This is a genomic window from Cohnella baijiui, from assembly GCF_020731285.1.
Lineage (GTDB): Bacteria > Bacillota > Bacilli > Paenibacillales > Paenibacillaceae > Cohnella.
On record NZ_JAJFOW010000046.1, the window covers coordinates 24,134 to 44,759 of the forward strand.

Annotated in this window: 18 protein-coding genes, 2 pseudogenes and 1 other annotated feature; of the genes and pseudogenes, 13 read left to right on the forward strand and 7 right to left on the reverse strand. The window is 60.1% G+C overall.

The annotated features are described in order from the left end of the window. Positions 1-160: 160 nt before the first annotated feature. From LKX83_RS27510 to LKX83_RS27520, 3 genes are all read right to left on the reverse strand, one after another. Positions 161-970 carry a coiled-coil domain-containing protein gene (locus tag LKX83_RS27510; protein ID WP_227886043.1) on the reverse strand — a complete coding sequence of 270 codons (810 nt, stop codon included), beginning with the start codon at positions 968-970 and terminating at the stop codon, positions 161-163. Between the two features lie 227 nt (positions 971-1,197). Next, positions 1,198-1,698, reverse strand: coding sequence for a L,D-transpeptidase (locus tag LKX83_RS27515; RefSeq protein WP_227886044.1), 501 nt, complete (start codon positions 1,696-1,698; stop codon positions 1,198-1,200). 110 nt (positions 1,699-1,808) lie between these two features. Further along, positions 1,809-2,024 (reverse strand): hypothetical protein, encoded by a 216-nt coding sequence (locus tag LKX83_RS27520; RefSeq protein ID WP_227886045.1) that lies wholly within the window; start codon positions 2,022-2,024, stop codon positions 1,809-1,811. A 339-nt stretch (positions 2,025-2,363) separates the two neighbouring features. On the opposite strand from LKX83_RS27520, the gene LKX83_RS27525 reads away from it, so the two are divergent. Both LKX83_RS27525 and LKX83_RS27530 read left to right on the forward strand, forming a co-directional pair. Further along, positions 2,364-2,810, forward strand: a complete 447-nt coding sequence (locus LKX83_RS27525) for a hypothetical protein (RefSeq protein WP_227886046.1) — start codon at positions 2,364-2,366, stop codon at positions 2,808-2,810. After that, positions 2,807-3,580: a hypothetical protein gene (locus tag LKX83_RS27530; RefSeq protein ID WP_227886047.1), complete on the forward strand. Its 774-nt coding sequence runs from the start codon at positions 2,807-2,809 to the stop codon at positions 3,578-3,580. The genes LKX83_RS27525 and LKX83_RS27530 overlap by 4 nt, the downstream gene beginning before the upstream one ends. Positions 3,581-3,798: 218 nt before the next feature. Here the strand turns inward: LKX83_RS27530 and LKX83_RS27535 are convergent, their stop codons facing one another. Next, positions 3,799-5,658, reverse strand: coding sequence for an arginine--tRNA ligase (locus tag LKX83_RS27535; RefSeq protein WP_227886048.1), 1,860 nt, complete (start codon positions 5,656-5,658; stop codon positions 3,799-3,801). Positions 5,659-5,700: 42 nt separating this feature from the next. Next, positions 5,701-5,917: a binding site (T-box leader), on the reverse strand. Positions 5,918-6,060: 143 nt separating this feature from the next. Between LKX83_RS27535 and LKX83_RS27540 the strand changes: the two genes are divergently transcribed. Next, positions 6,061-6,486, forward strand: a complete 426-nt coding sequence (locus LKX83_RS27540) for a VOC family protein (RefSeq protein ID WP_227886049.1) — start codon at positions 6,061-6,063, stop codon at positions 6,484-6,486. Here the strand turns inward: LKX83_RS27540 and LKX83_RS34040 are convergent. Continuing rightward, positions 6,483-6,617: a hypothetical protein gene (locus LKX83_RS34040; protein ID WP_255654936.1), complete on the reverse strand. Its 135-nt coding sequence runs from the start codon at positions 6,615-6,617 to the stop codon at positions 6,483-6,485. The genes LKX83_RS27540 and LKX83_RS34040 overlap by 4 nt on opposite strands. Before the next feature lie 253 nt (positions 6,618-6,870). On the opposite strand from LKX83_RS34040, the gene LKX83_RS27545 reads away from it, so the two are divergent. The 4 genes and pseudogenes from LKX83_RS27545 to LKX83_RS27560 form a co-directional block, all read left to right on the forward strand. Beyond that, positions 6,871-8,034, forward strand: a complete 1,164-nt coding sequence (locus tag LKX83_RS27545; protein WP_227886050.1) for a sensor histidine kinase — start codon at positions 6,871-6,873, stop codon at positions 8,032-8,034. Between the two features lie 50 nt (positions 8,035-8,084). Further along, the gene (locus LKX83_RS27550; protein ID WP_227886051.1) at positions 8,085-8,747 is read left to right on the forward strand and encodes an HAD family hydrolase; all 663 of its coding nucleotides are present in this window, start codon (positions 8,085-8,087) and stop codon (positions 8,745-8,747) included. A 123-nt stretch (positions 8,748-8,870) separates the two neighbouring features. Further along, positions 8,871-9,809, forward strand: a complete 939-nt coding sequence (gene cysK / locus LKX83_RS27555; protein WP_227886052.1) for a cysteine synthase A — start codon at positions 8,871-8,873, stop codon at positions 9,807-9,809. A 53-nt stretch (positions 9,810-9,862) separates the two neighbouring features. Further along, positions 9,863-10,177: pseudogene (locus LKX83_RS27560) on the forward strand (ATP-binding cassette domain-containing protein); the annotation flags it as partial. A 632-nt stretch (positions 10,178-10,809) separates the two neighbouring features. On the opposite strand, the gene mgtE reads toward LKX83_RS27560, so the two are convergent. Next, a complete protein-coding gene (gene mgtE, locus LKX83_RS27565; protein WP_227886053.1) occupies positions 10,810-12,144 on the reverse strand; it encodes a magnesium transporter in 1,335 nt (444 codons plus the stop codon). A gap of 389 nt (positions 12,145-12,533) precedes the next feature. Here mgtE and LKX83_RS27570 point away from each other — a divergent pair, with 389 nt between their 5' ends. Further along, on the forward strand, positions 12,534-13,445 hold the full coding sequence (locus LKX83_RS27570; RefSeq protein ID WP_227886054.1) for an LTA synthase family protein: 912 nt from the start codon (positions 12,534-12,536) through the stop codon (positions 13,443-13,445). Positions 13,446-13,593: 148 nt separating this feature from the next. Continuing rightward, a complete protein-coding gene (locus LKX83_RS27575; protein ID WP_227886055.1) occupies positions 13,594-14,835 on the forward strand; it encodes a DUF445 domain-containing protein in 1,242 nt (413 codons plus the stop codon). Between the two features lie 23 nt (positions 14,836-14,858). On the opposite strand, the gene LKX83_RS27580 is transcribed toward LKX83_RS27575, so the two are convergent. After that, positions 14,859-15,488 (reverse strand): DedA family protein, encoded by a 630-nt coding sequence (locus tag LKX83_RS27580; RefSeq protein ID WP_227886056.1) that lies wholly within the window; start codon positions 15,486-15,488, stop codon positions 14,859-14,861. A 378-nt stretch (positions 15,489-15,866) separates the two neighbouring features. On the opposite strand from LKX83_RS27580, the pseudogene LKX83_RS27585 reads away from it, so the two are divergent. The 4 genes and pseudogenes from LKX83_RS27585 to LKX83_RS27600 all read left to right on the forward strand — a co-directional run. Beyond that, positions 15,867-16,353 (forward strand): annotated as a pseudogene (locus LKX83_RS27585) (YqaA family protein); the annotation flags it as partial. Between the two features lie 335 nt (positions 16,354-16,688). Next, a complete protein-coding gene (locus LKX83_RS27590; protein WP_227886057.1) occupies positions 16,689-17,768 on the forward strand; it encodes an acyl-CoA dehydrogenase family protein in 1,080 nt (359 codons plus the stop codon). Positions 17,769-17,922: 154 nt separating this feature from the next. After that, complete coding sequence (locus LKX83_RS27595; protein ID WP_227886058.1) at positions 17,923-19,422, forward strand: spore germination protein; 1,500 nt, start codon at positions 17,923-17,925, stop codon at positions 19,420-19,422. After that, entirely contained in the window at positions 19,419-20,624 is a 1,206-nt protein-coding gene (locus LKX83_RS27600) for a Ger(x)C family spore germination protein (RefSeq protein WP_227886059.1), read from the forward strand. Before LKX83_RS27595 ends, LKX83_RS27600 begins: the two co-directional genes overlap by 4 nt. Positions 20,625-20,626: the final 2 nt, after the last annotated feature.

The following is a 20,626-nucleotide window of genomic DNA, read 5'->3' on the forward strand; positions in this document are numbered from 1 at the left end:
GTTGGCTTTGTCGTATGCAACCAAAAAATAGGAATTGTTCCTCACCCTAAAAGTTGTATAGTACAATATTGTACCATACAACTAAGGTCCCGCGTCCGATCTCGGCGTTTTCCAACAGGCCGCCCGCTCCGCATGCGCAGGAGCGGGCGGCCTTGCTGCGTCAAGCGAGAAGCGACTTGGACTTGGCGACGACATCGGCGATCTTCTGCTCCAGCCCATGCTGCTTCGCCTTGGCGTCGTTCGTCTGTCGGGCCAGCGTCCCCAAGGTGGCGAGCGTGTCGCTCGCGCCCTTCGCGTCCTGCTGCTTGACGGCGGCGTTGAACGTCTTCCAGACGGCGGCTAGCGACTTCTTCGCGGTGCTGGAGGCGCTCTTCTCCGCCTGAATGCGCGTCTTCAGCGGATCGGTCTCGGCGAGGGCGGCCCGCACCTTCTTGGCGCTGGCGGCAGCGGTCGTCTTGGCCGCCTTGAGCGCGGCTTCCTTGGCCCGGATCTCCTCCCGCGCGAGCTGCACGGTCACCTTCATGGTGCTTGCCTGCAGCTTCAGCAGCGCGTTCAGCTCCTTGTTCTTCAGCGGGCGGACGGCCGAAATTTTGTCGTTCAAGGCGGCATAGCTCGCGAACAAGGGCTTGTACTTCTCCTTGGCCTGCTTAACCTGCGCGTCGAGCTTCGCGACCTTGTCCGCGTCGATCGCGGCGGCGCGCTTGCGAACGTCGGCCGCGGCCGCCTCGTTGCGGTCGTGCAGCGCCTTGATCTGCGCGTCCCACTGGTCCGCCTGCTTCTGCAGCGCGAGCAGCTCGTCGTACTGTGACTGCAGCTTGGCGGCGAGCGGAGCCGCCGCAGCCGCCTTCATCTTGGCGAAGTTCGTCTTCGCGGTCGCGCTCAGCTCGTACGTGGCCGCGCCCGCCGTTCCGGGCAGCGCGAACATCCAGATCAACAGCACCATCCAACTCCACTTCCATGCCTTTCTCATTGCGAATCTCTCCTTTGCGGGGAATGGGGTCGACAGCGCAAAAAAGCACCCGGCAAGCCGAGGCCGAAGGCCTCGCTCGCGGGTGCTTCCCACTGTCGAGCAAGTATGGAATACGATCGATGTGCGTCAACTATACACCACCCTTTCGAGGGGCGTCAAGCGGGTCGGATCAAAAAAAAGAAGTCCTAACAAAGCCTGCATTAGGCCTAGAAAAGCCTATAAATACGCTATTTGCGGATGAGCACGGCGGTTTCGGTCTCGACCTTGTCGTACAGCCAACGGACGTCCTTGTTATGCATGCGGATGCAGCCGGCCGAGACGTATTTTCCGATCGATTTCTCGTTGTTCGTGCCGTGGATGCCGTAGGCGTAGGAGACGGAGCCGTTCTTGAGCGTGACCAGAAGTCCCAGCCAGCGGTCGCCGAGCGGGTTTTTCGGGTCGCCTCCTTTGATCTTCTCTTTGTAGTAGGGGCGGTTTTTGATCTTCTCGTGAATCGTGAAAAGCCCTTCCGGCGTGTAGGAGGATTTCTTGCCCGTCCCGACGGGGAACGTCTTGATCAGTTTGCCCTTCTCGTAGTACGAGAGCGTATTGTCCGACTTGTCGATCACGATGAACTGGGCTTCGCTCGCATACTTGGCCTCCAGCTTGTGCCCGGATGCGGCAGCCGCCCTGGCGCCCGAAGGGAACGAAAAAAGAAGCAGCAGCGCGATCATCGCGTACAGTGCCATGGCTTTCCTGATGTTGCTCGCCTCCTTGTCATAGCACATAAATATGCGGAGGCAGAGCCGGGTATGGATCAAAATGGGCTTAAATCTGCGTCGGCCCGTCCGGGGGAGCCTTAACGCCGTTTGAGTTCAAAAAACTCGCAAGCCTTCCGGGCATGGTAGGCGATATCGCTGACGCCGGATTGGATGACGACGGTATCTTCGTCGAAGCGCAGGAGGATGCCGCCGGCTTCGATGATGTGGTCGTCTTGAAAAACCCGGACGCGCAGCTGCTTGTCCAGCGCTTCCTGGAAGTCGGGGTCCGTCGTGAGTCTGCGGTTGATGGCCATTTTTGTCGTGCTCCTTCGTCCGTTGCTGGCGAGCGGGGAACCGCGCGCGCTGTTTTATTATGAGATTACGATAAACGTTCGCCTGCCTCTTTTCAACTCCCGACGCGAAACCGCCGTGCCTCGCTTCCCGGCTTTTCAGCCTGAGGTGGCATTCAGCAAACGCACAGGAACGGCTTCGGCAGCGGCGGCGGAAGCGGCGGGTGGCAGGGGGGCGGTGGCGCGCCTCCCGACGGCGGAGGCCGCGGCTGGGATGCAATCGGGAGATTCGGCGGCTTTCGCGGGGGCCAAGCGAGCAGCAACGTCCTGGGCGACGGCTATACGTGGGTGGCCGCCGTCAACGTGGCGCTGCTGGCGTGGATGTTCTGGCTGCTGTGGCGCGACTTGCGCCGCGCGAAGGAGACGCACGGTCCGGACGAAGGGGGGGGACGGCGCCGAAGCCGGCGTCGGCGTTCCCGGCGGCGCTGCCGGGCGGCCGCACAGACGATGCGCCCGAAGTTCCGAACGGCTATAGCGGTTCTTTCCCTTTACGTTCCGTTCCTGCGCCGTATACGATGGAGACCAGAAGAAGTGGAGGGGGAGGGGTTCCGATTGGCGCATTTGCTGCCTTTGTTTGTCGATGCGGGAGCGAGCGGAGCCGGCAAGACGACAGTCATGGAGGAATGGAGGAGCAGGCCCGGTTTTACGGCATTCAGCACGGACATCGAGCCATTCGGAGCGACGGCCGCCAAGCAGGAGTATTTTAACCCGCTGCTTTACATCGCCGAATCGTCCAGGTGGTCGGGATGACGATCGGCCGGGAACGAATCTTAAGCGCAATCGTGCCTGCGCTCGAAAAAGAGCCGCGCATGCTCGCCCTGTGGCTGGAAGGCGCCGACGGGACCGGGAGCGTGGACCCGTATTCGGACATCGATCTGGTGATTTGCACGCGCGAAGGCTGTGCCGACGAAGCGTTTGGGCTGCTGGAGGCATGTCTGAAACAAATGGGTTCCTTGGACTTCGCTTACGAGCAGCCTGGCCGACCGGCGGACAATCGTTATAAGGTTTACCACCTGGAGAATTCGCCTGCGCATCTCTTTCTGGACGTGACGGTTCAGAGCGAGGGTATCCCTGCGCCGTTCGTTATAGAGGACATCACGGTCGTCCCTGTCGTCTTGTTCGATAAAGCGGGAATCGTGAAGTACCGGAATGTCGATCGGGAGGCGCTTCGCCAGGAATTGCTCGAGCGGCTGTTTCATGCCCGAGGCTTGTACGGCCAGCGGAGCCGGGCGGTGAAGTATACGGCCCGCGGGCTTTTCCTGGAATCGCTCATCTATTATCAAAAATACGTGCTGGATCCTCTGGTAGAGGTTCTGCGCATCCTGCATACGCCCATCCAAGCGGACGCGTGGCTGGTACATGCTTCGCGGGATTTTCCGCCCGAAACGGCGGCCACCCTGGCGCATTTGTACGGCGTGACGACGACGGCGGACATCGCGGTACGAATTCGCGAGGCGGAGGAATGGTTCGGCAAAGCGGCTTCGGAGGCGGAGGCAAGGCTGTCCGTCGCGGAAGCGTGAAGGCGAGATGGTAAGCGATCCCGATAGAAAATCGACCTCCAATCGTTGCTGCTAACCTACGAGGACTAGCGGAGCGCATGGGATTCTAAAATGAAGAGGCCTGCCTTAGCTGCAAATGCGCGAAGGCAGGCCTTTCGATTTGGGCTGGACCGAGCGTCAGCCCGGGAGTGCGGAAGGAACCATTCGTTCCCGATCTCCCTAGCCGACACCGTAGCCCTTTACATCCGGATCGGCGCAGGCAGGCCCAGCACGTCCAGCGCGTCGGCTATCGTTTCCCGGAAGCGGGAGGTCAACCAGAGACGAGCGGCACGGATGTCTCCCTCCGCTTTGAGGATCGGGCAAGCGGCGTAGAAGTTGTTGAACAGCGTGGCCAGCTCGTGCGCGTAGTTGCAAATGGCGTTCGGGGCCAAGTCGCGCGAGGCGGCCAGCAATTCATCCTGCCAGTTCGCCACGTGCCGCAGCAGTGCATACTCGGCCTTCTCGATCCGATCGAGCGCTCCGGGCGCGAACGCATCGACGCCATCCGCTTCTGCCCTGCTCAGAATGCTCGCCGCCCGCGCGTGCGCGTACATCAGATAAACCCCGGTATTGCCGGTAATCTCCGTCGCCTGCTGAATGTCGAAGACGACCTCCGTCGACAGGGCGAAGCGCAGCAGGTAATAGCGGATCGCCGCCGCCGCGATTTGCCTGCCGGGCAGGCCTTCCCGCTCCGGACGCTTGTCTTCGATGACGCCCTCCATCAAGTCCAGCAGCTCGGCGACTTTGATCCCGATGCCCTGTCTGCCGGACATCGCATAGGAGGCTTTGCCGGAGGAGGTGTCGATGCCGAGCTCCTCGGCGGCGGATGGGCTCAGCGACACGACGCCATAGCTGACATGCCGAAGCTTGCCCGCTTGCTCGGGGTACCCGAGCACCTCGAGCGCCTGCTTGACCATCGCCTGCGGATACTGCTGCCGGTAATCGATGACGTTGATGACGAGATCCGCATGGCCGTACGCGGCTTCGGTCCCCGTCAGGTGCGTGGAAGACAGGGCGTCCGAGAAGCGTTTGTACCGGAAATCCTTGTTCAGCAGGCCGAATTTCCACAGATGATAGGCGATGTCTTTGGCGGTATACGTCAATATGCCGTTCGAGCGGACGAGCACCTTGTCCGTCTGATGCTCGGCCTCCCGATCCTCCGCTTCGCTATCAGGTTGACGCAGTACCCAGCACCCCTCGAGCTTGCCGGACGTTTCCCGGTAAAACTGCGGCGTCGACTTCAGCAATTCGAATGCCGAAGCCCAGAAACCCTCCCTCACGATGCTGCTCTCCCAGACGAGCAGGTCGTAGCGGATGCCGAACGCCTCCATCTCCTCCAGATGCTCTCTGACGATCCGCTCGGCGACCGTAAGACCGACCCAGGATACATTTCCGTCTCCCTCTTCGAGCGCGTGCAGCACTTCAGCTCTTCGGCCGGCCAACTCCGTGTCGGTTTCGTACGCCTTGTTCACCTGGGCATAGAGATCCCAGCAGTAGTCGCCGAAACGGGTATGCGTCCGTTGGAGCGGGACGTGCAGCAGGCCCACCACGGTGTCCGCGAGCTGGTTGCCGAGGTCGTCGATGTAGTTGTGCACCTCCACCTCGTGTCCGACGCGCCTTAGGAGACGCACGAGCGTATCGCCGATGCAGGCGTTCCGGAGATGGCCGATATGGGCCGATTTGTTCGGGTTGATCGACGTATGCTCCACGACCGCCTTGCCGTCCGGGTTCGCGGGCAGCGAAAATGCGGTACGCGCCCATTGCCCCCAATCCAGACGCAGATTGAGAAAGCCGGGGGGTGCCGCTTCGACGGACCGCGCCAGTCCGCCCAGCAGGCCGTTCTTTTCCAGCCGCTCCTTCAGACCTTCGGCGATCTGAAGCGGGGGCCGGCGCATCACCTTGGCGAGCTGCATGGCGATATTGGTCGCATAGTCGCCGTGCTCCAGATGCGCGGGCTGTTCGACATAGACGGTCAGATGGCCGGGGTATTCCAGGCCGAGCTCGCGCAGCCAGCCTTTTACGGACTGCTCGATGTGCGCGACAAGCGTTTGACTAATCATGATTGCGCCTCCTTCGGAAATCAAAAAAGCCTTCGTCTCTGTCAAAGAGACGAAGGCTGATCTTCGCGGTACCACTCTCGTTGCTAGACGGAAGGGTCTAGCCGCTCGCCGGTTAACGGCCGGGGCCGGGGCTTCCTACTGATCGCGTTCGGAAGTCCTTCTCGGAGGTGCGCTTCGCGGGTTGACGCCGTACCGGCTCCCACCCTCCCGGCTCGCTTGAACTTCTGTCAATCGCTACTGTCCCCGTCATCGAATGTGCAGTATTTTCTAAATAGTATAACCATTTCGCCGAAAGTTTCAACCGTCAATTTGCTGCGATTTTATGACAATACTTGTCACTATTAACGATTACAATTCAGTTGAAGTCTAAAGCATGAGAAAAAACCAAAGGAGCTGGTTAGGTTGACTGTACAATTGATTCCGTTCGTATTCTTGGACGGAAATGCCGGCGAAGCGATTTCGTTTTACGAAAAATCGTTGGATGCTAAAGTGGTCTTTAAGCAAACTTTTGGAGATGCGCCTAACGATCCCAATCATCCTTTGCCGGCACATGCGAAGGAACGTATTGCACACGCCGTACTGAAGGCAGGCGAAGGTGAGCTTTTTGTCGCCGATATTGTGCCCGGACAGCCCCATCAGGGCGGAAATCAAGTTTCCATCTGCATGACGACGGACGATCTTGAAAAATCAAAACGGTTTTTTGAAGCATTACAGCCAGGCGGTCAAGTGAACATGCCGCTGCAAGAGGTTTATTTTAGTCCTGCCTACGGCGTGGTAACGGACAAGTTCGGCGTTACCTTTCAAATTTTCACTACCCGGCAGCGTTAATGCGGTTGAGGCGACGCGCTCGCGTGTTCCGTGCCGCGATCAGCGTCGGCGCGGCGCAGTCCGAAGCCGGTGCCGATCGGCCTTGACGCGACGACCGTCGTCTGCATGTTCCTCGTGTGATCGTTTGCCATGGCTTTCCGCGGTTCCGACCGACCGCGGGAAGCCTTTTTTTGTTTTCGAAACCGCCGATTAAGCCGTGTGTTTCGTTGTAAATAATCACCATATCTTTTATAGTAAAAATAGCTTGGACCATAAGGACTATGCGCGGTAAGCGAGGTGTAACGGTTGCTGCAAAACCTGCTTCTTAACCTAATAATCATCAAGATTCCGGTTGTTTTCTTTGCGATTCTGCTACTATATTCTGGATATCGCATTCGGCCGGAGATGCCGTTATATCGGTACGCGATCGCGCTCGTCTGCGGGGGCGCCGCCGTGCTTTGCATGACGCTCCCGGTCGTGAACGCGGGCGGCTTCCGGTGGGATCTGGGCGCGATTCCGATCGTCGTCGCGATCCTGTACGGAGGCCGGCTGCCCGGAGCGATGGCGGCGGTCATCTATGCGGCGTTCAGCATCTCCGGCGCGGAAGGGCAGTTCGGGGCCGAGATGCTTTCCCTCGCATCCGCCTTGGCGTACCCGTTTGGCTGGGCCCGCCGCTATGAGCGCTCGTCGCTGACGCTCAAGCTGATAGGGGGGCTCGGGACTTCGATCGCCCATTACTTCGTGACGCTGAATCTGGTGCTGTATTTGTCGCATACGTTCGATGCCAATCTCAGCGAAGACCGATGGACGTTCATCGTGTTCCAGGTTGTCACGATCATTACGCTGCCCATCGTCTCATTCCTCATCGAGCAGATGTACATTTTATCGACCTATCAAGAGCGTCTGAGAGAGGCGGAGCGGCTGAATATGATCGGCGAGATGGCCGCGTCCATCGCGCACGAGGTCCGCAATCCGCTCACCGTCGTCAAAGGTTTCCTGCAGCTGTTAAGCACCTCCAAGGACGAGCGGACCCGACTCTACATGACGACCTCGATTGCCGAGCTCGACCGGGCGGAATTCATCATCAGCGACTATCTAAACATGGCCAAGGGCCAACCGGAGGAGCATCGGGAACCGCTCGACGTCAGCAACTTGATCGAGACGGCCGTGCAGACGATGACGCCGTTCGCGACGATGCAGAACATCGAGCTGAGAGCGTTGTGCGAACCGGGGCATTTCGTCCTTGGCGATACCGTCAGGTTCAAGCAGGCGATCATTAACGTCGTGAAAAACGCGATCGAAGCGATGCCGGAAGGCGGGATCATCGAGGTCCAATCGTTCCGGCAGGAAGCCGAAGTCATCGTGAAGGTGCTGGACGACGGCGAGGGCATGACTCCGGAGCAGCTTGGACGGCTCGGGACGCCGTATTTTTCCGCGAAAGAGAAAGGGACCGGACTCGGCACGATGGTCGTGTTTCGGATCGTCGAGTCGATGGGGGGCAAAATTACGTACCAAAGCGAGAAGGGGAAAGGGACGCAGGTAGCGATGCAATTCCCGGCGGTAGGATGAAGGCGCGTACATACATAAGCAAGCAAATCTCGACCCCAGGGAGGAACTCCATGCTCAAGGCGATTCTGTTCGACCTCGACGGCACGCTGCTCGATCGCGACGCTTCGCTGCGGGCCTATGCGGCAGACCAATACGACCGAACGCCGGCTTTCCATCATGTGGACAAGCCGGTTTTCGTGCGCCGATTTCTCGAATTGGACGAGCGCGGCTATGTGTGGAAGGATCGCGTCTACCAGTCGCTCTTGCACGAGTTCGGCGTGGAGGGTGACTGGGAGGCGCTGCTCGCGGACTATGTCACGTCATTCTCCCGCCACTGCGTCGGTTTCTCCGGACTGTACGAGATGCTGAAGCATCTGCGGGGCAAGGGGCTGAAGCTCGGCATCGTCACGAACGGCTTCACTGCTTTTCAGGACGGCAATATCCGCGCGCTGGGCCTGCATGCGTACTTCGACGACATCGTCATCTCGGAGCGGGAAGGGCTGCGCAAGCCGGACCCCTTGATCTTCGATCTGGCGCTGCGGCGTCTGGGTGCGCGGCCCGAAGAGGCGCTCATGATAGGCGATCATGCGGAAAACGACGTCCAAGCGGCGCGGCAGGCGGGCCTTGGTGCCATTTGGAAAGAGAACGCCTACGGCGAGCCGCCGGCCGATGCCGATTGGACGATTCGGCAGTTGCGCGAGCTCGCCCCGATTGTCGATCGGCTCCTTCCATAGCATCGTCCGAGGAGGCTGCCGGTGCCGCGTTCGGTTGCATTTCCAATCCATTCCAAGTAGGATAGAGGAATATTCCCCATTAAATTGATTGGAATTCCGAAGGTGCGAAAGGAGTGCCATGCGATGAAAATCGCGGGAAATTTGACCGAACTGATCGGCAATACCCCGCTGCTCGCCCTCTCGCGGTTCGCCCGGGAGCAGGGCGTGGAGAGCGAAAGCGGTCTGATCGCCAAGCTGGAGCACTTCAATCCGGCGGGCAGCGTCAAGGACCGGCTGGGCTATGCTTTGATCAAGGACGCGGAGGAGAAGGGGCTCATCGGACCGGGCTCCGTCATCATCGAGCCGACCAGCGGCAATACGGGCATCGGGCTCGCCTTCGCGGCAGCCGCCCTAGGTTACCGGCTCATCATCGCGCTCCCCGAGAGCTTCAGCGTCGAGCGCCGCAAGCTCATGACCGCCCTCGGCGCCGAGCTGGTGCTGACGCCCGCGACGGAGGGGATGGCGGGCGCGATCCGGCGAGCGGAGGAGCTCGCCGCCAAAATCCCCGGCTCGTATATTCCCCAGCAATTCAGCAATCCGGCGAATCCGGACATTCACCGGACGACGACCGCGGAGGAGATCTGGCGGGATACCGAAGGTCGGGTCGACGTCTTCGTGGCGGGCGTCGGGACGGGCGGCACCATCTCCGGCGTCGGCTCCGCGCTCAAGTCGCGCAATCCGGCGATTCGGATCGTGGCCGTCGAGCCGATCGACTCCCCGGTGCTGTCGGGCGGCGTCAAAGGGATGCACGCGATCCAGGGCATCGGCGCCGGATTCGTGCCCGACAATTACGATCCGTCCGTCGTCGACGAGGTTTACAAGGTGAAAAACAAGGATGCCTTCGAAACGGCGCGCGCCTTGGCCAAATCGGAGGGGCTGCTCGTCGGCATCTCCTCGGGCGCCGCCGCGTACGCGGCCGTTCAGCTCGCCAAACAGCCGGCGTACAAGGGCAAGACGATTGTGACGCTGCTGCCCGATACGGGCGAACGGTACTTGTCCACCCCGTTGTTCCAGGACGAATAGGAGACGCGTAATGCCGAACCCCCTGCCCTTCCGAGGAAGGCCGCAGGGGGTTTTTGGCGCGCGGCCAGGCGCAGCGCGTCGCGATCGCCCGCGCGCTGGCGATGGAGCCGGAGATTCTGCTGTTCGACGAGCCGACCTCCGCGTTCGACCCCGAAATGGTCGGCGAGGTGCTCGCCGTCATGAAGACGCTCGCCGCGGAAGGGATGACGATGGTCGTCATCACCCACGAGATGGGCTTCGCGCGCGAGGCTGGCGACCGCCTCCTGTTCATGGAGCAGGGCGCCATCGTCGAGGAGGGTGTCCCGCGCGAGATATTCGCGGAGCCGAAGCAAGAGCGGACCAAGCTGTTCCTCTCCAAGGTGCTGTAACCGCCGCCGTTTTGCCCGAATGGGCCGTTCCGATAGGGACGGTCCGTTTTTTGGATACGTCGCGTGTCTGGCCGCTCCCCTCTCTGACCGGTGAAGAACAGACGGCCACGGATTGGCCGAGCCCCGACTTGAAGTCGAAGCGTGGATTGTATTCGAAATTTCATACAGAAAGGAGTGCCGACGACGAAAGATCGCAAAAGATATATGAAAAATCGAATAAAAACCAGCTCGATTGCCGTAAAGGGTGCCTTTGTATTCGAAAAATCGTATACATCGTATGGATTAGCGCAAAAAGGCTCTATTAGGTTAGCCCTGGATATTCATTCTCGAAGTAGCGATGAGAAAAAGAAGGGATGTATCTCCTGGAGGAGCGAAGCGTTTGCCTTTTGCCGCCGCGAAATCCCCTTATGACGGGGTTGCCATTTCGGATTTCGTGGCGGCATCCCGGGGTCCCCGCAAAGTATCAGATACCGCTTCGGAGCGATACATCACTTTGTGGGGTGGATCAGCAACCGGAAGGAGATACATCTCCAAAAGTTCGGGATCGCTATTGAAGGATGCAAGCTTTAGGTGGGCGACCATAAAGCCAACAGGGACTCATCCATTCGCGCTAGGCCATGCGTTATCGATCGCTACCCAATATGCAAAATCATTCGTGCCATCGTAAAGTAGATGATCAGGCCGGTGCCGTCCACGAGCGTCGTAATCAAGGGGCCGGAAACGACAGCGGGGTCCACCTTGAATTGATGAAGGAGAAGTGGCAGGATCGCCGCGACGATCGAAGACCAGATGACGATGAAGAGCGCCGTAGTGGCGACTACCGCGCCGATGTCGAAGCCGACGCCGAGCAGCTGCGCCCGCAAGAAAGCGATGGCGCCCATACTAAGGCCGAGGAAAAGCCCGGTGAGCACCTCCTTGCGGAGCACCCTCCAGAGATCTCGGACCTTCACTTCCCCGATGCCCAGCGCCCGTACGAGCGTCGTGACGATCTGCGTGCCCGAGTTGCCCCCGGTTCCGATCAGCAGCGGGATGAAAAACGACAGCGCCACCACTTCCTCCAGCGTCGTCTCGTAATGCCGGAGCACATTCCCCGTATAAGCTTCCGCGACGAACAGCACGAGCAGCCACCCGATGCGCTTGCGGAACAGTCCCCAAATCGAGTTTTTGAAATAGGGCACATCCAGCGGCTGGCTCCCCCCGAGCTTCTGGATGTCCTCGGTCGCTTCCTCGTGGATGACGTCGATCAGGTCGTCGACGGTGATGATGCCGATGAGCCGCCGATCCTGCGTCACGACGGGGATCGCATACAAGTCGTATCGGGACAGAATCGAGGCGACCTCCTGCTGGTCCATCTCCGCGGGGACGGCGACGACGTCCTTCCGCATGATTTCCGCGAGCAGCGTCTCCGGCTGGGCGAGGATCATCTCTTTGAGCGAGATGACGCCGGCGAGCTTGCCGTACGTGTCCAGGACATAGATGTAAGAGACAAGCTCCGCCTCATGGCCGACCTTGCGTATATGCTGAAGCGTCTGATCGACGGTCCAGGCATTTCTCGCGGCGAGATAGTCGACCGTGGCCAAGCTTCCCGCCGAATCCGGCGGAAACGTCATCAAGGTGCTGATCTTCTCCCGGTAATCCGGCGGGAGGGCGTCCATCATCTTGTCCGCTTGGTGCGGGTGGATGGCGAGCAAGAGGTCGACAACGCTGTCGCTCGACATCTCGTTCAGCAGGGCGGCGGCCGTTTCATGGCTGAGCCGATTCAGAATGCGGTACTGCGAATCCGGCTCGAGGTGCTCAAGAATCTCGGCCCCGAGCGGCGTCGGGAGTCGCCCGGTCGCTTCGACCTGCTCGTCGGGCTCCAGCAGCTTGAATATCTCGGCCAGATCGTAAGGCTGCAGCCTCGTCACGAAGTCGGTAAACGCGGCGGGATCGCTGGCGTTCAGCGCCTGTTTCAGTTTACGGTACATTCGCCTCTCCCCTTTCCCGTCTTGTGACTTTATACCCGTCCGGGCGATCCAAAACCAGGAAATTCCGCTTTTGCCTATTTTCATCCCGTTTTCTTACGGGTAAGGAATCATGAGCTCTAAAACGCCGCCTCCCTAAGCAATTCGGAGATTCCCAAGCGCTGTGCGAACGGGGCGGCGACTGATCGCCGGATGCGGCGAAATCAGCAATCTTGTGTCTTTTGACACCCCTGCACCCTCCCTGCATAATGATCACTATCGTTTCCGTACGTGATATCGCAAGCGTTCGCGGCAGGTTTGCCATGGGATTGCAGAGGGGGCTGATCGACTTCGCGGCAGCCCTTTATTTGATGCGGAAGGAAGGAAAGGAAAGGAAAGGAAAGCGATTCGCCATGCGCATTTGGTCATTCGTTCGAGGCAGGCCCATCATTCCCTTCACGCTGATTCTGCTCCTCAAGGGGGCATTGGTCTGGTTCGTCATCTTCGACGGCGGTCCTTCTTGGATGACGATGCTTACGGAGATCCCGTTTATCCTGTTGGTGTTCATCGCCATCGAATGGTTCGCCTCGAAGCGAAAGTATCTTTATTACATGCTCGTCAACCTGCTCATCACGATCCTGTATTTTGCCGTCCTCATGTACTACAAATATTATGGCATCATCGTGACGTATCATGCGCTGGAGCAGGCGGACAAAGTCGCGCAGGTCGGGGAGAGCACCTACTCCCTCCTCGATCCGTATTATCTTCTGATTTTCATCGACATCGTCGTCTTCGGCCTCTTTATGATCCGCCCGAAGACGATCGCCAAGCTCAAGCATTTGGGCATGCGCCGCAAGGCGAACCGCTCGGCGCTGTTCGGTACGTTTCTCGTTTCGGCCGCCCTGTGCGTGTTTAACATTTGGCCGAACCACGCCAGCATGAACTTGCCATCGCCGGCGGTTTACGACAAGACGGGCGGCCAGGTCGATATCCTTCCGACCGTCGCCAATCTGTTCGGCGTATCGCTGAAGGACCAGATTCACTTCGGCGAGGATTTGCTCAACCAGGATGCGAATCTGCTGCCGATGCGCCATTTTCTGCCGACGGGATCGTTTATCAACGACCGCAGCGTCTTTTTGCCGGGCATCGCCTACGAGGACGGGACGAACTTCGACGTTCGCGACAACGGCGTGCTGGAGGGCGGCTCCACCGAGGACGAATACAACCGGGCGCTCAAGCTGCTGAATCTGTCGGACAGCTATGCGACGCAGCTGCCCGCGCTGCAGGAATCGTCCGGACCGGCGAACGGAGCGAAAAAAGAGTAAGCGGGCGAGAAGCGCCCAGACAGCGGCAAATCAAGGACGGCCGGACAGGGCGGATGCGCTGCCGGCCGTCCGCTTTTGTTCCGGCTGCATCGAGGGTAAAATAAACATAGCAAGTATTTATCATCATACATAGTTAGAGGAGCTAACCATGCCTGGACAAGCTAAACATACAGCTGCGATCTCGCTCGGCATCATGGGGGCGGGCTTCCTCGCGACATTCCCGCTCGGGGGATGGCCGGGCGCCCTCCTGCACGGCGGGTTCGAGGCGGGCCTCGTCGGCGGGCTCGCCGACTGGTTCGCCGTGACGGCGCTATTTCGCCACCCGCTCGGCATCCCGATCCCGCATACCGCGCTTCTGCCCCGCAATCGGGACAAAGTCGTGCGTTCGCTCGTCTCCGCGATGGAGAACGAGCTGCTCACCAAGGACAGCATCCTTCAAAAGACGGCGGAGTTCCGGATCGGCGAGCGGATGGTCGGAATGGTCGAGTCTCATCTGGACGACGCGACGAACGTCGTCGTTCGCGTCAGCGAATATTTGGTGGAGCACGTGCCCGTGGAGCGGGTCGTGCCGTTCGTCGCGCGGGAGATCGGAGGACGGATCGAAGCGATCGATACCGCGGCGGCGCTGCGCAAGGCGGCGGAGACGGCGCTCGTCCGGGGCTACGAAGAGCAGGCGCTCGCGTTCCTGCTGGACAAAGCCGACGGCTTCGTCTCCCGGCCGCAAATCCGGCAGCAGCTCGGATCGATGGCCGCGGCCGCGCTCGGCAATATGCAAGCCGGCGCCTTCATGGGCTTCGCCGTGAACGCGTTCGTCGGCTTCATGAGCGAAGAGAAGCTCGGAACGATGCTCCAGGGCGCAATCCTCACGACGTTGAGAGAGATGCGGGCGGACGAGGAACATCCGCTGCGGCAGCTGCTGCTGGGCGAGATGAGGGCCGCGATTCAAGGGCTGTCGGAGCAGCCGGGCGTCCTGGCGGAGCTGGATCGCTGGAAAGAGAAGCTGGCGGACGGCGAGAAGCTGGAGGGGTATCTGTACGACTGGGTGGCCGAGCTGAAGGCGAAGGCGGCGGCATTCGTTCGGGACCCCGCCTACGCCGAACGGTTCGTGCGGCCCGCGTTGACTAGCTTGCTGGCCCGCTTGCGGGACGAGCCGGAAGTCGTGGAGCGCATCCAGACCTGGCTTCAGGCCAAGATCGCGCAGTTCGTGGAGGATAATCACTGGAAGATCGGCAAGCTGGTCAAAGAAAACATCGACAAGCTCGACAACGAATCGCTGATCCGCATGCTGGAAGAAAAAGTGGGCTCCGATCTGCAGTGGATTCGCGTGAACGGCGCCGTGTGCGGGTTTTTGATCGGCCTCGCGTTGGAGGGCGTCAACCTGCTCATCTGACAAGATTAGCCAAAGCGATACGATTAAGGGAGACGGCGGTCCGCTGCTTGGCGGATGCGCCGTCTTCGCCATTGAAGGGCCAATATGACGATCAATATCGCCGCCGCCGCGATCCACCCGAACTTGAGGTACCGCTCTACCAGGCGGAAAATATCCTGCCAACGGTCCCCGAACGCATAGCCGATCCCGACGAAAGCCGCCACCCATAAGGCGGCGCCGGTATACGCGTAGCAGGCGAACGTGCGGTAGGGCACCCGGATTATGCCCGCGCCGTAACCGATAAACTGACGGACGCCCGGCATGAAATAGTTGAACAGCAAGATTTTGTTGCCGTATTTGTCGTAGGCGGCTCGGACCTTGTCCAAATGCTCCGGCTTCAGGAACAGCCATTTGCCGTATCGGACGAGGAGCGGCTGTCCAAGCTTGTACCCGATCGCGTAGGTGGCGGTCATGCCGACGATCGCGCCGGCATAGGCGCAGAGCACGGCCGGCAGCAGGCGAAGAACGCCTTGAGAGGCCAAGTATCCCGTATAAGTTAACGTCGTGTTGCCGGGCGGCAGCGGGAGCGCGATCGCGTCCAGCGGCAGTCCGACGAGCAGCACGAGATAGCCAAACTTGGCGAACCACAGCTCGACCCAATCCAGCGGGTGCATCCTTCTTCCTCCTTCCATCAGCCGATCTTCGGCGGGCTTGCGCCTGCGCAAACGGGCAGTCCGAATAGAACCAGCTTACATATGATGACATGCGGAGGAGAATAGACCCCCGGCGTGAATCGAACAGGTCTTAGGTCTAAGCGCAAACTGGACTTCCACTTCTCGCGAAGTCGTCATGGATTGCGTAAGCTGGGATTAAACCTAAGTAAACGCGGCATCGTCGGCTCCGCAAAGAGGTCCGAAAACGAAGGCGGAAGCCGATCAGCAAAGGGTCGAGCGACGGATCGTTTGAAACGAATCCTTTTCTGACACGTAAACGTAGGTTGACATCAAGTTACGAGAGCAGGTGCGAAGCTTGGGAATATCATCGATTATTTGATGGATTTCGGCGCCTTGGGTTTGTTCATCCACGCGTTCGCCGACGCAGTCATCTTCCCGATTCCCGCCCTGTTTCTCCAAGTGCCTCTCAGTCTGCTCGACCCTGCCAATGCGCTGTGGCTGGCGACCATCGGCTATGTAGGGTGCCTGCTCGGCACCCCCGTCGGGTACGGCATCGGCAAGGTGCTGGGGAATGCCGTCCTGTACAAATGGCTGAAGAAATCGTGGATCGACGCCGCGAACCGCATGTTCGAAAAAAACGGGGAAACCGCGATATTGATCGGATCGTTTACCCCCGTACCGTTCAAAGTGTTCACGATTCTGTCCGGCTGCCTGAACTTTCCGCTGTGGCGGCTGATCCTGTATGCGGCCTTGGGCCGCGCGGTCAAGTTTTACGCCGTCGGTCTACTCTTCTATCTGTACGGCCGCGCGGCGGAGCACATGGTGAAGGACGTCTCGCTTTATATCTTCCTCGGCGCTTTGCCGATCTTGGCGTTGTTCCTGCTGCTGCGGAAGAGGCGCCGCCGGAAAAAGGCGGACGCGGCGGCCCAAGCGGCTGCGGCGGCGGAGACTGTCGGGGACACGGCTGAGGAAGCGGCTGCGGGGGCTGGAAAGCCCGCTGCGGAGCGTGCGGAGGAGGACGTCGCGGCGGATGCGGCGGACGGTCCTGCGGCAGAGGAGCTGCCGGATACGGGAGCGGAGCATCCCGAAGACGCGGGCAAGGCGCCTACGCATTAGGCACGGAGAAGTCTCTGCCCGGATTGTCCTCCGGCGGATCTCCCCTGTACAATGGAGAGATCTTGAGAGGACAAAGGTGATCACATGCTGGCGGAACGAATCATTCCGGAAGCGGTCGTGGACCGGATCCGGACGGAAGCGCTGCGGACCGAGGCGGAGGGTACGCCTTCGCAGGAGCTGCTGACGTTTATTTACGAGGAACGCTTGTTCAAGCTGTTCGTTCCCGACGAGCTGGAGGGGCGCATGACCCCGCTCCCCGAGGCGGCCCGCCTTTTCGAGCGGGCCGCTTGGGCGGACGGGACGTTCGGCTGGCTGCTCGCCATCGGGGCGGGCGGCGGCTTCTTCGCGGCGACGCTGCCCGAGACGGAGGCTCGTCGCCTCTATACGGACCGCAAGGCGCTCGTCGCGGGCAGCGGGCATCCGTCCGGACGGGCCATTCGGACGCCGGGCGGATATGTCGTAAGCGGCAGGTGGAAGTACTGCAGCGGCTCGACGTTCGCGACGTTCTTCACGGCCAATTGCGTCGTCGAGGGCGATGGCGGAGAAGGGGACGAGCCCGAGATCCGATCGTTCGCGTTTCTGCCGGAGGAGGTAGCGATCGACCGCGACTGGCGGGCGTTCGGCCTCCGGGCGACGGAGAGCCATTCGATTGTCGTCCGGGACGTCTTCGTCCCGGAGGCGCGCACGTTCGACATCCGGACGGAGCCGCGCTACGGGTACCCGGTTTACCGGTATCCGTTCCTCGCGTTTGCGCAGGTATCGTTCGCGCCCGTCGTCATCGGCATCGGCCGGCGGTTTCTCGCGGAAGCGAGGGCGCTCGTTCTGCCGCGAGAGGCGGAGTGGACCGCCTCGGGCTCGGGCCGGTTCGAGCGGGCGATCGCGGCGATCGCGACGGGCGAGGAGCGGCTTGCGGCGGCGGTCGAAGGCTTTTACCGCACGATCGACGCGACTTGGACCGCGTTTTTGCGCGAGGGAGCGCTGACGGAGGAAGAGGCCAGGCTCGTGAGCCTCGCCAGCTGCGAAGCGGCGCGAACGGCTGTGGATTCGGCGCATCTGGCGTTTCCGCATCTGGGCATGTCGGTGCTGATGGAGGACCGGCCGGCCAACAAGGCATGGCGCGATCTCCACACGGCCGCGCAGCATTCCGTGCTGGGTCAAGGATGATAACGAGACCAATCGAAACCGCCTTCGGGCGGTTTTTCGTTTTTCATGCGCCATTCGACCGCTGCTTCCCCCTTCTTCAGCCCCGAAAAGTATAGGATCTTTGCTCGCGGCCGATAACTGAACGTAACAAACTTTTAGAATGGCGAGTGAGTTCATGAATTCAACAGCGCTGAACGCCGTTTTGGAAGCCAATATTGCGGCTCTACGGGAAAAATTGAACAACAGCGGCGATCTGATCGTTCGCGAATTTCTAATCGGAAGCTCCGCCCCTGCCGGCGCGGCGCTTTTCTTCATAGATGGGCTGGCCGATTCCCACTCGATTCATCAGTTCATCCTGGAGCCGCTGATGTTGCAGGGCGCTTCGCCGATGGCGTCCGGCGCATCGCTGCCCGGGCGGCTGAAGGATTCGCTGCTGACGGTCGGTCAAATCGGCGAAATCCGGTCCTTGGATGAGCTCGCGGAATCGATCTTGAGCGGAAAAGCGGCGCTGCTGCTTCAAGGCTGGGACTTTGGTTTCGAGATCGCGATGGCCGGCTGGGAGAGGCGCAACGTGAGCGAACCCACCAACCAGACGGTCGTCCGCGGGCCGAAGGAATCGTTCACCGAAAATTTGCGCACGAACACCGCGCTCATCCGCCGCAAAATCAAGGATCCGGCATTGACGCTGGAGGAGCGCAAGATCGGCCGCAGAACGAAGACGGCCGTCGCGATGATGTTCATCCAGGGCATCGCCAGCGACAGCGTCGTTCGCGAAGTCAGGCAAAGGCTCGATCGCATCGATACGGATGCCATCCTGGAGAGCGGCTATATCGAGGAGTTCATCCAGGACGAGAAGATCACCGTCTTTCCGACCGTCCAAAATTCGGAACGCCCGGACTCGGTCGCCGCAGCGCTGCTGGAAGGGCATGTTGCCCTCATTGTCGACGGAACGCCCCACGTACTGGTTGTTCCCGCGTTGTTCATTCAGTTCATGCAAGCCTCCGAAGATTACTATCAGCGATCGGATATCGGCACGTTGATACGGATCATTCGCTATATCGGCCTTTTCATCGCTTTGTTCGGCCCCGCCTTGTATATCGCCATTACGACGTTCCACCAGGAGATGCTGCCGACGCAGCTGCTGATCAGTCTGGCCGCGCAGAGAGAGGGCGTGCCGTTCCCGGCATTCATCGAAGGGCTTATGATGGAGATTACCTACGAGATTTTGCGGGAGGCCGGAATCCGCATGCCTCGGGCGGTAGGCCAAGCCGTCTCCATCGTCGGTACGCTCGTCATCGGCCAAGCGGCCGTAGAGGCGGGGATCGTGTCGCCGGCCATGGTCATCGTCGTCTCCATCACGGCCATCTCCAGCTTCGTCGTTCCCCAATTCAACATGTCCATCTCCATCCGCATCCTGCGCTTCCCGCTCATGGCGCTAACCGCTTCCTTCGGGATGTTCGGCTTGTTCATCGGGGGGTTCGCCCTCCTGCTACACTTGTCCGGGCTGAGATCGTTCGGGGTCCCCTACATGTCTCCGGTAGGTCCCTTTCATACGGGTGATCTCAAGGACGTCATTCTTCGGGCGCCTCATCCGAGCATGCGCAAGAGACCGAGTCTGCTGGGCAAGCGCAATCCGGTCCGACAATCGCGCAGAAGGGGGGGCGGTCGCCGATGAGGATCAAAGGGTTTGCGATCCTCGCGGCGGCAACGCTCCTCCTCCTACTCGCAACCGGCTGCTGGAACCGGCAGGAGCTCAACGAACTGGGCATTGTGGTCGCGATGGGAATCGATCGGGACGGGGACCGGTTCCGCGTCTCGGTCCAAGTCGTTCAACCAGGCGAAGTGGCGGCGAAAAGCGGAGGACAGAGCCTGCGTTCTCCGGTTGCCATGTATGAAGCTAGCGGGCGCACGATCTTCGAAGCTTTACGCAAGATGACCACCGTCAGTCCCAGAAAAATTTACGCATCCCATCTTCGGGTTGTCGTCATCGGCGAGGCGCTGGCGAGGCAGGGGATCGGAACGGCCTTGGACTTTCTGCAAAGAGACCACCAAGTCCGCTCCGACTTTTATCTGATGGTCGCCAAAGAGACGACCGCGAGCAGCATCCTAAACGTTCTGACGCCGATGGAACGCATCCCGGCCAACGACTTGTATGCATCGAATGCCACGGCCGAGAAGGCTTGGGCGCCCATCTTCGGGATCACCCTGGGCAAGTTCGTCACCGATCTGGGCAGCGACGGCAAACAACCCGTCATTACCGGCATCGGCTTGAACGGCGACGCCGAGGAAGGATCCAATACCCGCAATGTGGAACGGATTCGTCCCGCTGCCGAATTGCAGTTCTCCGGGATGGCGGTGTTCCGAAAGGACAAGCTGGTCGGCTGGTTAAACGAGGAAGAGAGCAAATCCTACAACTTCATTCTCGGGAACGTTCGCAGCACGTTGGAGAACCAGTCGTGCCCGAACGGCGGAGAATTGGCGCTCGAGATTATTCGTACGAAAGCGAATGTTAAGGGGCATGTGCGCCGTGGGGAGCCCCAGGTCGAGATTCGGCTGCGGGTGGAGGAGAACGTGGGCGAAATTCAATGCCGAATCGACTTGAACAAGACCGCCGTCGTTGACGAATTGGAGAGACGATCGGAGGATCGACTAAGAGAGGCGATGTCTAAGACCATCCGGAAAATGCAGACCGAGTACCAGCTGGATATCTTCGGGTTCGGCCAGGCGATTCACCGGGCGGACCCCGCCGCGTGGCGCCGGTTGAAACGCGATTGGGATCGAAACTTCGCCGACATGCAGGTCAAGCTGGATGTGAAGACCGTCATCGATCGCGTAGGTACGATCAACCAATCCTTTCTGAGCAAGCTGGAGGAGTAGAC